This window comes from Rhodococcus sp. ZPP (assembly GCF_017656075.1).
In the GTDB taxonomy this organism is placed as follows: domain Bacteria; phylum Actinomycetota; class Actinomycetes; order Mycobacteriales; family Mycobacteriaceae; genus Rhodococcus_F; species Rhodococcus_F oxybenzonivorans.
The window spans coordinates 6,397,093-6,411,778 of sequence record NZ_CP058638.1 but is presented as its reverse complement, the minus strand read 5'-3'; the positions used below and the strand labels follow the sequence as shown (position 1 = coordinate 6,411,778).

At 65.9% G+C, this 14,686-nt stretch carries 16 protein-coding genes; 3 read left to right on the top strand and 13 right to left on the bottom strand.

The window, feature by feature from the left end:
* Positions 1 to 179 precede the first annotated feature (179 nt).
* The 7 genes from HYG77_RS29570 to pgsA all read right to left on the bottom strand — a co-directional run bounded on the left by HYG77_RS29570 (position 180) and on the right by pgsA (position 4,707).
* A complete protein-coding gene (locus tag HYG77_RS29570) occupies positions 180 to 896 on the bottom strand; it encodes a PIG-L deacetylase family protein (RefSeq protein WP_208961374.1) in 717 nt (238 codons plus the stop codon).
* Positions 897 to 912: 16 nt separating this feature from the next.
* On the bottom strand, positions 913 to 1,089 hold the full coding sequence (locus HYG77_RS29565; RefSeq protein WP_208961373.1) for a hypothetical protein: 177 nt from the start codon (positions 1,087 to 1,089) through the stop codon (positions 913 to 915).
* A gap of 204 nt (positions 1,090 to 1,293) precedes the next feature.
* Entirely contained in the window at positions 1,294 to 2,124 is an 831-nt protein-coding gene (locus HYG77_RS29560; protein ID WP_208961372.1) for a hypothetical protein, read from the bottom strand.
* Positions 2,125 to 2,140: 16 nt separating this feature from the next.
* Positions 2,141 to 2,959, bottom strand: a complete 819-nt coding sequence (locus tag HYG77_RS29555; protein WP_109330772.1) for a PspA/IM30 family protein — start codon at positions 2,957 to 2,959, stop codon at positions 2,141 to 2,143.
* A gap of 155 nt (positions 2,960 to 3,114) precedes the next feature.
* Positions 3,115 to 3,477: a helix-turn-helix transcriptional regulator gene (locus HYG77_RS29550; RefSeq protein WP_109330774.1), complete on the bottom strand. Its 363-nt coding sequence runs from the start codon at positions 3,475 to 3,477 to the stop codon at positions 3,115 to 3,117.
* A gap of 70 nt (positions 3,478 to 3,547) precedes the next feature.
* Positions 3,548 to 4,048 carry a nicotinamide-nucleotide amidohydrolase family protein gene (locus tag HYG77_RS29545; protein WP_109330776.1) on the bottom strand — a complete coding sequence of 167 codons (501 nt, stop codon included), beginning with the start codon at positions 4,046 to 4,048 and terminating at the stop codon, positions 3,548 to 3,550.
* Complete coding sequence (pgsA, locus tag HYG77_RS29540; RefSeq protein WP_109330778.1) at positions 4,045 to 4,707, bottom strand: CDP-diacylglycerol--glycerol-3-phosphate 3-phosphatidyltransferase; 663 nt, start codon at positions 4,705 to 4,707, stop codon at positions 4,045 to 4,047. Before pgsA ends, HYG77_RS29545 begins: the two co-directional genes overlap by 4 nt.
* Positions 4,708 to 4,824: 117 nt before the next feature.
* Between pgsA and HYG77_RS29535 the strand changes: the two genes are divergently transcribed.
* Positions 4,825 to 5,349 (top strand): amino-acid N-acetyltransferase, encoded by a 525-nt coding sequence (locus HYG77_RS29535; protein ID WP_109330779.1) that lies wholly within the window; start codon positions 4,825 to 4,827, stop codon positions 5,347 to 5,349.
* 71 nt (positions 5,350 to 5,420) lie between these two features.
* Positions 5,421 to 5,705 carry a YciI family protein gene (locus tag HYG77_RS29530; protein ID WP_208961371.1) on the top strand — a complete coding sequence of 95 codons (285 nt, stop codon included), beginning with the start codon at positions 5,421 to 5,423 and terminating at the stop codon, positions 5,703 to 5,705.
* Between the two features lie 41 nt (positions 5,706 to 5,746).
* Here the strand turns inward: HYG77_RS29530 and HYG77_RS29525 are convergent, their stop codons facing one another.
* From HYG77_RS29525 to thyX, 6 genes are all read right to left on the bottom strand, one after another.
* Positions 5,747 to 6,730 carry a TerC family protein gene (locus HYG77_RS29525; protein WP_208961370.1) on the bottom strand — a complete coding sequence of 328 codons (984 nt, stop codon included), beginning with the start codon at positions 6,728 to 6,730 and terminating at the stop codon, positions 5,747 to 5,749.
* A gap of 207 nt (positions 6,731 to 6,937) precedes the next feature.
* Complete coding sequence (locus tag HYG77_RS29520) at positions 6,938 to 9,571, bottom strand: DNA translocase FtsK (RefSeq protein ID WP_109330785.1); 2,634 nt, start codon at positions 9,569 to 9,571, stop codon at positions 6,938 to 6,940.
* A gap of 78 nt (positions 9,572 to 9,649) precedes the next feature.
* Positions 9,650 to 10,273, bottom strand: coding sequence for a TIGR03085 family metal-binding protein (locus HYG77_RS29515; protein ID WP_208961369.1), 624 nt, complete (start codon positions 10,271 to 10,273; stop codon positions 9,650 to 9,652).
* 25 nt (positions 10,274 to 10,298) lie between these two features.
* Complete coding sequence (locus tag HYG77_RS29510; RefSeq protein ID WP_244373306.1) at positions 10,299 to 12,287, bottom strand: RNase J family beta-CASP ribonuclease; 1,989 nt, start codon at positions 12,285 to 12,287, stop codon at positions 10,299 to 10,301.
* Entirely contained in the window at positions 12,284 to 13,192 is a 909-nt protein-coding gene (gene dapA / locus HYG77_RS29505) for a 4-hydroxy-tetrahydrodipicolinate synthase (protein WP_109330791.1), read from the bottom strand. The genes HYG77_RS29510 and dapA overlap by 4 nt, the downstream gene beginning before the upstream one ends.
* Before the next feature lie 43 nt (positions 13,193 to 13,235).
* Positions 13,236 to 13,988, bottom strand: coding sequence for an FAD-dependent thymidylate synthase (gene thyX / locus HYG77_RS29500; protein WP_109330793.1), 753 nt, complete (start codon positions 13,986 to 13,988; stop codon positions 13,236 to 13,238).
* Positions 13,989 to 14,154: 166 nt separating this feature from the next.
* Here thyX and HYG77_RS29495 point away from each other — a divergent pair, with 166 nt between their 5' ends.
* Positions 14,155 to 14,634: a toxin-antitoxin system HicB family antitoxin gene (locus HYG77_RS29495; protein ID WP_208961368.1), complete on the top strand. Its 480-nt coding sequence runs from the start codon at positions 14,155 to 14,157 to the stop codon at positions 14,632 to 14,634.
* Positions 14,635 to 14,686: the final 52 nt, after the last annotated feature.

Here is a 14,686-nt window from a genome sequence, read left to right as displayed (position 1 = left end):
GTAACGTATCGGCGATGTTCACATCTCCACACTGCAGTAGCGAGCAGCACTCGGGACTGTGGGCGTCGGCCATCAGTCGAGGGCGCGGACTCCAAGTTCGGGAATCCGGACACTTCCGTCACGGTCCGAGTTTTGCACCGCCGCCGCCAGCCCCGCCACAGCGCTTCAGGAAGACGGAGTCACTCGAAGTAGTAGAGGTCGAAGCCGACGGCGCGGTCGGCTTCGAATCCGGGGTGTGGGGCGGTGACCGCCTCGACCTGGGCGCGCGCCTGTTTTCCCACGGGGATGTCGGACAGCGCTTCGAGATAGCGTGCATGCTCGGTGAGTGACAACACGGCTCGATCGACCGTGTCCGTGACGTCGACCGCATGAGTGGGTTGCATGGTGTTGACCGCGACCCAGCGCACGCCGCGCCACGGCGGCAGTCCCCTCTCCCCCAGTTCGGGAAAGATCCACTCGTTCGCGGCATCCGCTGCGGCATCGAGGACGCTGCGTCCGAGGGCTCGATGGTCGGCACTGTTGGGCTGCCCGGGACCCCAGGTATCGCCGAAGTGTGCGGTCACCACCATGTCGGGGCGATGACGCCGAATGGCCGCAGCGAGGTCGCGGCGCAGATCCAGACTCTCGACGAGCCGCCCGTCGGGGTAGCCGAGAAACTCCACTTGGGACACCCCCACGACGGCCGCCGAGCGACGTTCCTCCTCCTCGCGGATGGGACCCGATTCGCGAGGGTGCAGTCCCGCGATTCCGGCTTCGCCACTGGTCGCGAGCACATATCGGATGTCCTTGCCCTGTGCGGTCCATCGGGCGATCGCCGCTGCCGCCCCGTATTCGATGTCATCGGGGTGGGCGACGACGACGAGCCCGCGATGCCAGTCCTCAGGTACCGGTTGCATGGTTCGAGACTGCACCTCAGAGGCGTGTGATGTCAGACTTCTCGCCGGATCCGGACATCGCCTTGTACAGGAGGCATGCCCCGAACACGACGGCACCGACGACAAGTACCCAGAACAGGCCCTCGATCAATGCACCGACGACGGCCAGCGCGATCCAGATCAGCACGATCGCGAGAACGACTTTCCAGAACATGACTTCCTCCACTCACATCTCCCCGATCGATTCCTGCGCGACATCCGATGGACCCCACTCGTCGGGTACGCACACCAGCCTGGCACGTAGATGCCCGTAAAGCACCAGGTCATCGCAAAGATCAGGGAAAGTTCAGGGTTGTCCCCCACTCCCCCGAGCCCGGGCGGCGCGGGTCATGACGCCATGGGAAAGACATGACAGAGCTCAGCGGTATCGGCGCACGATGTCGTCGATCTCGCCGAGCGCCGCGGCGAGGCCGGCCAGCTTTTCGGTAGCCGACACCAGCTCCGCACGTTCGGTGGCCAGGCCGCCCACCGCCCCGGACGCGCCGGGAACCGTGACTTCGGCGGCAGCAGCTACCAATTCCTCGAATTGATCGACGCCGTCGTCGAGTTGGGCGGCGGCGGACGCGATGGCCCGGTGGAGCGACGGCGCTGCTGCCCGGCTTCCGGCGGCGGCGCTCTCCATCTCCGCGATATCGACGGCGACCGCGTGCAGAGCGGCCGCCGCGGACCGCGCTGTGCGGTGGGTCTCCTCGATGTCATCCGGACTGATCGCCGCCGAGCGACTGAGTACCCCCAGAATTCCGTGGAGTGCGCGCTCGCTGTGCACGAGCCGCTCCATCGGCTCCCGGGCGGCCGAGGAGGGCGACGGAAGGGGCCGTCGGTCAGGGCGGCCCGGCGGCGGCACGACTGCGCCGAGCTTCCGGTAACGGTTCAGCGCCATCACGGCCGGCACCGCGAACACGACCGCGCCGCAGCCGGCCATCACCATCGACCATTCGGGAGCAGCGGCGAGGGCGAGGCCCGCAGCACCGGTCGCCGAGGATCCGGACACGATGCCGTAGCGCTGCGCCCACCGGCGAGCGCGTCGCTTCTTCCGTAACAGGCGTTCGCGCGGATCACGCCAGCGCTGAGCAGCCTCGACGACCGACTCACCGGCGTCCCGCAAGGCGCCCTGCACTCCAACGAGGCCGGATACGACAGTGGCCGACCGGACGACACGTCCGGGTCGGCCACCTCGGGTGGTACTCATGGGGATCAGTGTTCGGCTACTGACCCGCAGTGCCGGTCTGGCCCGCGGCGGGAGGCTGCTGGTTGGCGGCTGGGGTAGCCGGGGCGGCGGTCCCACCGGAAGGGAGCGCATCACCCTTCATCGACGCGCGGATCTGCTCGAGGCGGCTGTGGCCTGCCATCTGGATGCTGGCCTGCTGCACTTCCATCATGCGACCGGAGACCGAGTTCTGGGCGAGTTCGGCGGAGCCCAGTGCGTCGGCGTAGCGGCGTTCGATCTTGTCGCGCACGGCGTCGAGGCTGGGTGTATTGCCGGGCGCGGACAGCGTGCTGTCCATCGAACGCAGCGACTCGCTGACCCGCTCCTGCATCTTCGCCTGCTCGAGCTGACTGAGCAGCTTGGTGCGTTCCGCAACCTTGGACTGCAGTGCCATCGCGTTCTGCTCCACGGCCTTCTTTGCCTGCGCGGCGGCCTGGAGAGACTGATCGTGCAAAGCTTTGAGGTCTTCGACGCCCTGCTCTGCTGTGACCAGCTGAGCAGCGAATGCCTCGGCGGCGTTGGTGTACTGGATCGCCTTCTCGGTGTCACCGGCAGCTTGCGCCTGATCAGCCAGGTTGACGGCCTGCCGGGCATTGGCGTTCAGCTTCTCGACCTCGTCGAGTTGACGGCTCAGCTTCATCTCGAGCTGGCGCTGGTTGCCGATGACAGACGCGGCCTGCTGTGAAAGGGCCTGGTGCTGACGCTGCGCATCCTCGATCGCCTGCTGAATCTGAACCTTGGGGTCAGCCTTCTCATCGATCTTGGAATTGAAGAGCGCCATCAGGTACTTCCATCCCTTGACGAAAGGATTAGCCATGGGTTTGATCCTGCCTCCATCTGTTGCGCCGCGCGATGCGCGACCCGATGCGCGACCGTCACGCACCGGAACAAGGGCTGCGCCCCGACTGCCTGTCTGACCACCGAAGACGAGATCGGCGTTACGTGAAATCTATCGGTTCGGCGGGCGCGGTGCTACGCAGCAGCGAGTGCCTGCGCCGTCGGCGCGGGAATCACGACCCTCGTGTCGCGGGCGATGGTCGTCGAACCGGCCCGTGCGGACACCTCGGCCGAAGCTCCGTCAGCGGTACGCCCGGCCGACGATCGGTCGGACAGCGACTCGCTGACGTCGACGAGGACATCGGAGAGTGGAACCTCCAACGCATCGCAGATCGCCGCCAGAAGCTCGCTCGAGGCCTCTTTACGCCCCCGCTCGACCTCGGACAGGTACCCGAGGCTCACTCGCGCACTGTTCGACACCTCACGCAGGGTCCGGCTCTGCGAAACGCGCGTGCGCCGAAGACTGTCACCGATTGCCTCACGCAATAGCAGCGCCATCTCGCTCCTCCTTCATCCGTCACCTGTCTCGCCTACTCAACGCGCGAACAGGACCGATTGGTTCCCGACCTTAGCCTGCGGATGTTTCCTGCACGCGATCGAGGAGTTCCGACACGGCCGCAGAAACCGCAGATTTACGGATTCCCCATCTGTCGCCCGCCAATCGCAGTTCGAGCACCGAGTGCCCACCGGCACCGGAGATCCCCAGGAATACCGTGCCTACGGGGTGCCCGTCCTGCGTGTCCGGGCCCGCGACACCGGTCAGGCCGATCCCCCAATCGGCGGTGCAGCGCACACGTGCAGCCTCGGCAAGTCCAGCGGCGGTGGACGCCGAAACGGGTCCGTCCACGGCCAGCGAGACGGGATCCACGCCTGCAAGGGTCTCCTTCAGATTTGTCGCATAGACGACGAGGCCGCCGCGGAGGATCTTGCTGGCGCCCGGGACGCCCGCGATGGTCGCCGCGAGAAGTCCCGCCGTCAGTGATTCCGCAGTCGCGACCGTCTCACCGCGCCGGGTCAGCAGATCCACCAGTTCGCCCACGCGGGTGCCCGGGGTCAACGGGTCGGTCATGCGCCGGTACCCGCCCTCATCTCGACTCGGTGGACCCCGGCACGTAGACGAACGGCCTGGACGACATAGTCGAGCCCGGTGATCACCGTCAGCGCCACGGCAGCGCCCATGAGTACCCAGCCGGCGACATCGAAGGCGTCGGGAAGGGGCAAGAGGTAGAAACCGATCGCGATCGTCTGCACGAGTGTCTTGAGCTTTCCTCCCCTGCCTGCCGGAATGACGGCGTGGCGCAACACGGCGAACCGCAGCAGGGTGATGCCCAGTTCACGTACCGCGATGACGACCGTCACCCACCAGGGCAGATCGCCCAGCACGGAGAGACCGACCAGTGCGGCACCGATCAGCGCCTTGTCTGCGATCGGATCGGCGAGCTTGCCGAAATCGGTGACCAATCCGTATTTGCGGGCCAGCTGACCGTCGATCCGGTCCGTGATGGCCGCCACCGCGAACACGCCTGTCGCCACCAGCCGCCACACCAGCTCGTGACCGTCGCCGATCAGCAGTACGACCAGGAAGACCGGCACCAGCAAGATCCGCAGGATCGTCAGAATGTTGGCGATGTTGAGTAGTGGCACCTGCGTCTCACTCGCCGGCTCGACAGCGGGGTTCGCAGCCGTCGGGTCATCTGCCGCAGGCCGATCCTCACGCTGCGTACTCATCGGCACACCACGGCGTCGAACTGCGCCCCTGGACGTCCTGGGGATCGGGGAGAAGTCAGACGCGGTACCGGCACGTGCCTAAGAATATCGGTAGGGCTGTTGGCTAATGTTCACGCCATGACATCTCGGACGCCGAACACCGCCGACAATCAGCTGATCGTGCGGCGAGCACGAACCTCCGACGTGCCCGAGATCAAGCGTCTGATCGACATCTACGCCGGCAAGATTCTTCTCGAAAAGAATCTCGTCACTCTGTACGAATCCATCCAGGAGTTCTGGGTCGCAGAGCGTGACGACGCTGTAATCGGTTGCGGCGCAATGCACGTCCTGTGGGCCGACCTGGGCGAGGTGCGCACCATCGCAGTCGATCCGCAGGCGAAGGGCCGGGGCGCGGGCCACCAGGTGGTCGCAAAACTGATCGAGGTCGCGCGCGAACTCGAGCTCGAACGACTCTTCGTGCTCACCTTCGAGGTCGACTTCTTCGCCAAACACGGGTTCGTGGAGATCGACGGCACACCCGTCACCGCGGAGGTGTACGCCGAAATGTGCCGTTCGTACGACACCGGTGTCGCCGAGTTCCTCGACCTCAGCTATGTCAAGCCCAACACCCTCGGGAACACCCGGATGCTCCTCACACTCTGACGAATCCCGGCATCCGGGACGAAATCGGCCCAGCCGTGAGTGAATTTTCCATATCTACAGAGAGCGAAAACATGTCACTGTTCGTAGTGGAGTACACCTATTCAGACGAGACCGCGGCCGGCCGCGACGAACACCGTGCCGCACACCGGGCCTGGCTCGGTGACCTCGTCGAGGGCAAGACCGTACTGTCTTCGGGTCCGTTCGCCGACGGCAGTGGTGCCTTCATCATCGTCGACGCCGCCGACGCCGAGACCGTGGAGTTGCTGTTCACCCACGACCCGTTTGCCGTCCACAACCTGGTGACGGCGTCCCGGATCGTGGAGTGGATCCCGGTACTCGGCGAGTTCAGTCTCTGACCCGCCGAGTACCGGCCCCACCGGCGTTCCGCGAGTGAACGCTACGTGACGGAGCTCATGTGCCGCGTCTTGAGGAGGCTGGCCACGGTCGTGACGGCCAGCACCCCGACGATGACGGCGAGGGACATGCCCGTCGAGATCTCGGGGACCGCGACGTGTTCCCCGCCGTTGACGAAGCCCAGCGTGTTCTCGTGGAGCGCGTGCAACACGAGCTTGACACCGATGAACGCCAGAATGATCGACAGTCCATAGGACAGGTACACGAGCCGGTCGAGCAGCCCACCGATCAGGAAGTACAGCTGGCGCAGTCCCATGAGCGCGAACGCGTTGGCGGTGAAGACCAGGTACGGCTCCTGAGTGAGGCCGTAGATCGCCGGAATCGAGTCGAGGGCGAACAGCACGTCGGTGAAGCCGATGGCGACGAGTGCCAGAAGCAGCGGTGTGACCACGCGCTTGCCGTTGATCCTGGTGACGAGCTTGTCGCCGTCGTAGGAATCCGTGGTGGGAAGAACCTTCTTCACCAGGGTGACGATCTTGCTGTCGCGTTCCTCCTCGACCTCTTTCTCGTGCCCGTGGTCCCGGACCAGCGTGTACGCGGTGTAGATGAGGAACGCGCCGAACAGGTAGAACACCCAGCTGTAGGTGTTGATGGCCGCCGCGCCGACGGCAATGAAGATGCCGCGCATCACCAACGCCATGACGATACCGATCAGAAGTACCTTCTGCTGGAACTCCCGCGGCACGGAGAACGTCGCCATGATGATCACGAAGACGAAGAGGTTGTCGACCGACAGCGCTTTCTCGGTGACGTAACCCGCGAAGTATTCCCCGCCGTACTGGCTGCCCCAGAGCCACATCACGATCAATCCGAACAGGATCGCGATGGCGATGTACACCGTCGACCAGAAGGCCGACTCCCGGAAGCTCGGGGCGTGCGGGGTGCGCACGTGGGCGAAGAAGTCGAAGACGAACAGTCCGAGAATCACCACACAGGTGATGACCCAGACCAGCGGCGAGACATGCATGTAGACAGACCTCCGGTAGACCTCGTTGGGTACCGGAGGTCTCTCTCGCCGAGTCGGACCGAGGTCCGACCGACTGGCAGCCCCGGATCGGCAATGGTGCCGATCGTGCTGACGATGCTGCCACAGAGGTGGGGATACTCCCCTCCAAGTCGCTGACCATTCAACCACATCGCGCCGGAATCGCACATTTCGGACACTGCGTCCGCACTACTCGTCGGACGGGGCCTCGTTCGGATCTCCACCTCGGATCGACCACAACAGGCCGTCCAATTCATCGGGCTTGATCAGAACCTCACGTGCCTTGGAGCCTTCGCTGGGTCCGACGACACCCCGAGTCTCCATCAGGTCCATCAACCGGCCGGCCTTCGCGAACCCGACACGCAGTTTGCGCTGCAGCATCGACGTGGAACCGAACTGGCTGGACACGACGAGTTCGACGGCCTGCAGCAGCACGTCCATATCGTCGCCGATATCGGGGTCGACATCCTTCTTCTCCCCGACCTTCGCCGCCGTGACACCCTCGGTGTACTCCGGCTCCGCCTGGTTCTTACTGAAATCGACCACCGCCGAGATCTCTTCGTCGGTGATGAAGGCGCCCTGAAGACGGGTCGGCTTGCCCGCACCCATCGGGAGGAACAACCCGTCGCCCATACCGATCAACTTCTCGGCACCGGGCTGATCCAGGATGACTCGGGAGTCGGTGAGCGAGGACGTCGCGAAGGCGAGCCGCGAGGGCACATTGGTCTTGATCAACCCGGTTACGACGTCCACCGACGGCCGCTGCGTGGCCAGCACGAGGTGGATGCCGGCTGCACGCGCCTTCTGGGTGATGCGCACGATCGCTTCCTCGACATCGCGCGGTGCGGTCATCATGAGGTCCGCCAGCTCGTCGACGATGGCGAGAATGTACGGATACGGACGGTAGACCCGTTCACTTCCGAGTGGGGCAGTGATTTCCCCGGACTTCACCTTGGAGTTGAAGTCGTCGATGTGGCGCACCCGATTGGCCTGCATGTCCTGGTAACGCTGTTCCATCTCTTCCACCAACCAGGCCAGCGCGGCAGCGGCCTTCTTGGGCTGGGTGATGATGGGCGTGATGAGGTGCGGAATGCCCTCGTACGGCGTCAGTTCGACCATCTTGGGGTCGATGAGGATCATCCGAACCTCGTCGGGCGTCGCGCGCGAGAGCAGCGACACCAGCATCGAGTTGACGAAGCTGGACTTACCGGAGCCGGTCGACCCTGCCACGAGCAGATGCGGCATCTTGGCCAGGTTCGCGCTGACGAAGTGGCCCTCGATGTCCTTACCGAGACCGATCACCAGCGGATGATGGTCCTTCCGCGTCGAGGGCGCGGTGAGGACGTCTGCCAGGCGCACCATCTCACGGTCTGAGTTGGGCACCTCGATACCGACGGCGGACTTTCCGGGGATCGGCGCCAACAGGCGCACGTTGTCGGTGGCGACGGCATACGCGATATTGCGGGCCAGAGCGGTGATCTTCTCGACCTTGACGCCGGGACCGAGTTCCACCTCGTACCGGGTGACGGTGGGGCCCCGGGTGAACCCGGTGACCGCGGCGTCGATCTTGAACTGATCGAGGACCTCGGTGATCGCCTCGATCATCGCGTCGTTGGCCGAACTGCGCTTCTTCGGTGGATCACCGTCGATCAGCAGCGACGTCGGAGGCAGCGTGTAGTCACCCTCCACAACCCGATCGGTCACGAACTTGTCGACCTCCGGCAGCGGCGGCTCCGGTTCGGGTTCCGGCTTCGGCGTCACCACCGGCTTGGTCTTGGGGCGAGCGGGTTTCGGCGTCGGAACAGGTGGCGGCGGCACCGGCTCCGCCGCGGTCTCGGCCTCCCAGAGTCCAAGCACTTCCGTCTTCGCCGTGTCGCTCACGGTGTATTCGTCGGTGGGATAGTTGTCGGCCGGTGCGCCCTTCGGTCCGGACGCGTAGTCGTCCACCGGGTAGCCGTCGGCGTCGAACAGCGTGGGGTCGTATTCGCCGTCCTCGTAGTACTCGCTGTCGTAGTCGGCGTAGTGGTCGCGGCCGAAGGAAGTGCCGAAGTACGCCTGCAGCTTGCCGGGGACTTCGCGCACCGTGGTCCCGGTGACCAACAGGACGCCGAAGAGCGCCGCCATGAGCAGCAAAGGAGCGGACAACCACACGGTCAGTCCGTCCGTCAACGGGCCGCCCGCCGCATAGCCGACGAAACCCGCACCCTGCGCCCGGCCGTCGGCGTCGGTGGGGGCGCCACTCGCGATGTGCCAGAGACCCAGTGCGGGCAACCCCACCAACAGCGACCCGAGCACCAGTCGCGGCCGGATCTCCGGCTTCGGCTCCGTTCGCATCAGTACAACGGCAATGCCGACGCCGATCACGGGCAACACCGCCGAAGCGCCGCCGAATACCGCCCGGACACCGGTTTCGATCCACTCCCCCACAGGACCGCCCGCGGAGAACCAGATGCCTCCGGCGATGACGACACTCATCGCGATCAGGCCGAGCGCAATTCCGTCGCGCCGATGTCCTTGTTCGATCTCGGCAGCCTTGCCGACGGTGCGGGTGGTTGCCCCGACACCCTTGGCCACCAGCGACCATCCGGCACCGATGCCGCGGCCCACCGACTTCAACGGGCTCGCGCCGGACGCCTTCTTCGCCGCCGGCTTTCTCCCACCGCCGCGGGCGGCACCACCACGCGGCGAGGTGGCCTTACGCGGAGTGCTGACAGTGCGGGTCGTCCGCGACTTCGGCTTGGACGCAGACGAGGCACCCCGCACGCCCGTCCTTGCCGTGGACGTCGTCGTGCTCGAACCGCGGGCGCTCGCCTTACCTGCCATGGTTCTCAGATTAGTCGCTGCGGCACCTTCCGGACCATCCGCAACACCCGTAACAGCCGTCGACCTGTGCCGAGCGCCTCAGAAGCTACGGTCCAGTGACATGATCGCGGCGACATCCTCGGCGTCGCCCGCGGCTTCGATCCGCACGGCGTCTCTCCCGAACGCGTGCAGGGCCAATTCGGCCGGTTCACCTCGGAGAACGACCTGTCGGGGCCCGGCGTTGCGCACCGTCGCCTGCTCACCCGATGGACGTTCGAGCACCACCGTGACAGGCGCGCGGCGATAGCCGAGCTTTCCCACCTTGCGTGCCAGCCCCCACAGGGCGTCCTGGCGCGCTGTCGGGAGCATCCGCGGCTCCCACCCTTCGTGGGCACGGCGCACGTCCTCGTGATGGACGAACATCTCGCCCAGGTTCACCTGAGCGTCGACCCAGTACATCGGCGACCACCGCGGAGGACCGGTCCGGACCTCGTCGAGCAGCCGGCTCCACGAGCGCGTCGAAGTCTCGTTCTGGACCCGCTCGGTGTAACCGGCGAGACGGCTGACGAGGATTCCCGGGGCCGCGTCGAGCCGCCGTTCACGGACGACGAGGTGGGCCGCGAGATCGCGGTTGGTCCAGTCCCCGCAGAGGGTGGGCGCATCCGGGCCGAACTCGGCCATCGAGTCGACCAGGGCAAGGCGTTCATCTCGGGCGAAGGTCACCCGAACGAACCTACCTGCCGCGGAACTACTTGCCGTCGAACGACGGCACCGCGATCACGGTGGGCACGATCATCGGCCGGCGGCGGTACTTGTCCGCAACCCACTTGCCCACTACCCGCCGGATCGCCTGGGCAATCCGATGCGCGTCGTTGATGCCCTCCGTGGCCAGGCGCGCGAGTTCCGCCTCGACCAGCTGGGCGGCGTCCTTGAGGGCGGTCGGGTCGTCGGAGAATCCGCGCCCGGACACCTCCGGGGTGCTGACGGCGCGGCCGGTGTGGTCGTCGATCACCACGTTGATCGCAATGAACCCGCCCTCCCCGAGAACCAATCGATCCGACAGCGTGGAGTCGCCGACATCACCGACGGACAGTCCGTCGACGTAGACGTGTCCGACCGGCACCTGCCCGACGATTTCGGCGAGACCGTCCACCATGTCGACCACTACGCCGTCCTCGGCGAGCACGATGCGTTCTTCCGGAACGCCGGTGGCCTTGGCCAGCGCGGCGTTGGCGCGCAGGTGCCGCCATTCGCCGTGCACCGGCATGGCGTTGGTGGGCCGGACCGCGTTGTACAGGTAGAGCAGTTCACCCGCCGACGCGTGACCGGAGACGTGCACCTTGGCGCTCTGCTGCGTGACCACGGTGGCGCCGCGCTTGGCGAGACCGTTCACCACCGCGAAGACAGAGTTCTCGTTACCCGGAATCAATGACGAGGCGAGGACCACCAGGTCGTTGGCCCGGACATTGATCTGCCGGTGTTCACCCCGCGCCATCCGCGACAACGCCGACAGCGGTTCACCCTGAGAGCCGGTCGAGATGAGAACGAGGCGATCGTCGGGCAGGTTCGCCGCGGTGTCGATGTCGACCACCAGACCGTCGGGCACGCTCAGGTAGCCGAGATCCTGTGCGATCTGCATGTTGCGGACCATGGACCGGCCCACGAACGCAACCCGGCGGTTGTAGCGGTGCGCCACGTCGACGACCTGCTGGATGCGGTGGACGTGGCTGGCGAACGACGCCACGATCACACGTTGCTTCGCCTTACCGATGACGTTGTCGAGCACGCCGCCGATCTCACGTTCCGGTGTGACGAATCCCGGCACCTCGGCGTTGGTCGAGTCGACCAGGAACAGGTCCACGCCTTCGTCGCCGAGACGCGAGAAGCCGGCGAGGTCGGTGAGCCTGCCGTCGAGCGGAAGCTGGTCGAGTTTGATGTCACCGGTGTGCAGCACGACTCCGGCGTCGGTCCTGATGGCGACCGCGATCGCGTCCGGGATGGAGTGGTTGACCGCGAAGTACTCACACTCGAACGGGCCGTGTGCCGTGCGCTGGCCTTCCGTCACCTCGACGAGGTTGGGTCGCTGACGATGTTCCCGGCATTTGGCTGCGACGAGCGCGAGCGTGAACCGGGAGCCGATGACCGGCAGATCCGGCCGCAGGCGGAGCAGGAACGGGATCGCGCCGATGTGATCCTCGTGACCGTGGGTGAGGACGACGGCCTCGACATCGGCCATGCGATCCTCGATGTGCCGGAAGTCCGGCAGGATCAGATCGACACCAGGCTGCTGATCCTCGGGAAACAGCACGCCGCAGTCGACGATGAGCAGTTTTCCCTGGTGCTCGAAGACCGTCATGTTCCGGCCGATTTCACCGATGCCCCCGAGGGCGACCACTCGCAGTCCCTTGAAGGGCGCCTTGGGCGGTGCACCGAGCCGCGCGGTCGGATCGGGGGTTGCCGCCCGGTTGTCCGGACGCTTGTTGCCGTTGCCACCGCGACGAGGGCGCGAGGGCGACTTGCCGGTGGCGCCCGTCTTGGTGGATGCGGCCTTCACCGGCGCGGACTTCGCCTGCTTCGGCGCAGTGGGGGTCTCCGCGAGCGGGGGTTCGGATTTCGGTTGCTCCATCGCCGGCGCCGACGGCTCGGACACGGGAGGTGCTGTGGGCTGCTCGGCCGGGCTGGGAGACGGCGGTCCAGCCTGGCGACTTGCGCTGCGACGACGGGGGGGACGGGTCATGCGAGTACCCCCGCAGCGTGAAGGTCGGCGGCCAGGAGATCGAGCTGATCGTGGGTGGGTGCCACTTGAGGGAGCCTGGGTTCGCCCACGTCGAGACCTATCAATCGCAATCCTGCCTTTGACGCACTGACGCCGCCCAACCGCGCAACGGATCGGATGACCGGGATCAGGCTGAGGTTGATGGCACGCGCCCGGGCGATATCGCCGGCCGCGAATGCCGTGTGGAGTTCACGCAGCCGGGACGGCACTAGGTGCCCGATCACGCTGACGAAACCGGTGGCGCCGACCGCCAACCACGGCAGGTTCAGCGGATCATCGCCCGAGTAGAAGAGGAGGTCGGTGGTTCCGATCAATTCGGCGCCGGCGTTCAAGTCGCCCTTCGCGTCCTTGACCGCCACGATGCGCGGATGCTCGGCGAGGCGGCGGATCGTCTCGGTCTCGATGGGGACGACGGAGCGCGGCGGAATGTCGTAGAGCATCACCGGAAGGTCGGTGGCATCTGCGACGGCAGTGAAGTGGGCGTACAGACCCGCCTGCGGCGGACGCGAGTAGTACGGGGTGACGACGAGGAGTCCCTGCGCCCCGGCGCGGGCGGCGTCGCGCGCGAGCTCGACACTGTGGGCTGTGTCGTTACTTCCTGCGCCTGCGATGATCTTCGCCCGGTCGCCGACGGCGTCGATGACGGCGCGGAGCAGCTCGAGCTTCTCGTTCTCCGTGGTCGTCGGCGACTCACCGGTGGTACCGGCGAGCACGAGAGCGTCGCATCCATTGTCGACGAGGTACGCCGCGAGGCGGACACCCGCGTCGACGTCCAGCTTTCCGTCGGAGGTGAACGGCGTCACCATCGCAGTGGAAACGGTGCCGAACGGACGCTCGACGTGAGAAGCGGAATCACCGTAGGTCATGGTCAGAAGGCTACCCGGTGGCCCAGGTACTTTCGCACACCACTCACAGGTCGGCGGAAAACGTGCTCGTCGCCACTTCCGATCCGTCTCCCCAGTCGACGATCTCGAAGTCGCCGAACACATTAGGTGCCGCCTTCTGCAACTGCCTGAGGCATTCGACAGCAAGTCGCCGAATCTCGACGTCGGCGTGCTCGGTAGCCCGCATGGACACGAAGTGACGCCACGCGCGGTAGTTGCCGGTGACCACTACCCGGGTCTCGGTCGCGTTGGGCAATACGGCGCGGGCGGCCTGGCGGGCCTCCTTGTTCCGCACGGGAAGGCTCGAGGTCTCCGCAAGCTTGGCTTCGAGTGCTTCGAGCAGCTCGCCGTATGCCGCCCGGCTCGCGTCCGTCGCTGTGGCGAAGAGCGCCTCGAGTTCGGGATCACCTGCGATCGCGGGCGGCACGACCACGTTGGAGTCGTTCTCCCGCACGAACCGCTGCGACAACTGCGAGTAGGAGAAATGCCGGTGCCGAATCAGCTCGTGAGTGCACGAGCGGGAGATTCCGGTGATGTAAAAGGTGACGCTGCCGTGTTCCAGGACGGATTCGTGCCCGACTTCCAGGAGGTGGCGGAGATACCCGGCGTTGGTCGCCGTGCGGGGATTCGGCTTCGACCAGCTCTGATAGCAGGCGCGCCCCGCGAACTCGGCCAGCGCCTCCCCGCCGTCGGCGTCCGTCTCCCACGGGATGTCCTCCGGTGGAAAGAACTCCGTCTTCGCGACGAGCTGCACCCTGAGCGACACCGTCTGCGGCACTGCCTGATCCTCCTACCGGACCCGAGAACGGATCCATTCCTGATGCATAAACCCTAGTTGCGCCGTGATTCGGGCTCCGTGCGGGTGGGGGCGCCCGTGCGGCAGTCGCTGCCACCCCTCCACCGCCACCCTTGACCGACGTCACAGATGACGTCATGCTGACGTCATGAACCTCGACAGTTACGTCGCCCGGCTGCGCGACGACCTCACGGCAGCCGCAGCCCTCGGCGACGACCGGACCCGGGACACCGCGGCGGCGCTCGCGGCAGCCGTCGAACCGGCGACCCGGCTCCTCCTGCTGTCCGCACTCACCGAATTCGCTGGTGAGGTGTCTACTGCCCTCGAGAGCCGCACCGTGAAGGTGCGACTGGAAGGTACCGAGGTCGGGGTCGACATTGCCCGCACCACCGCAACCGCCGCAGGAGCCGAGGACAAGAACACCACCACCGCCGAAGACATCAGCGCCGCCTTCGATGACGCCACAGGTGACATCAGCCGCGTCACTCTGCGGCTGATGGATCAGATCAAGTCGAAGGCAGAGGAGGCCGCGTCACAGAATGGAGTGTCGCTGAACTCGTGGGTGTCCCAGGCAGTGCAGGGCGCCCTCAAAGACCATATGCGCCGGAACCTCGGCAACAATTTCTGAAGCGGCGCCGTACTCCCTCCACTCCCCCGACACCGACGGTGTTCTAATTACG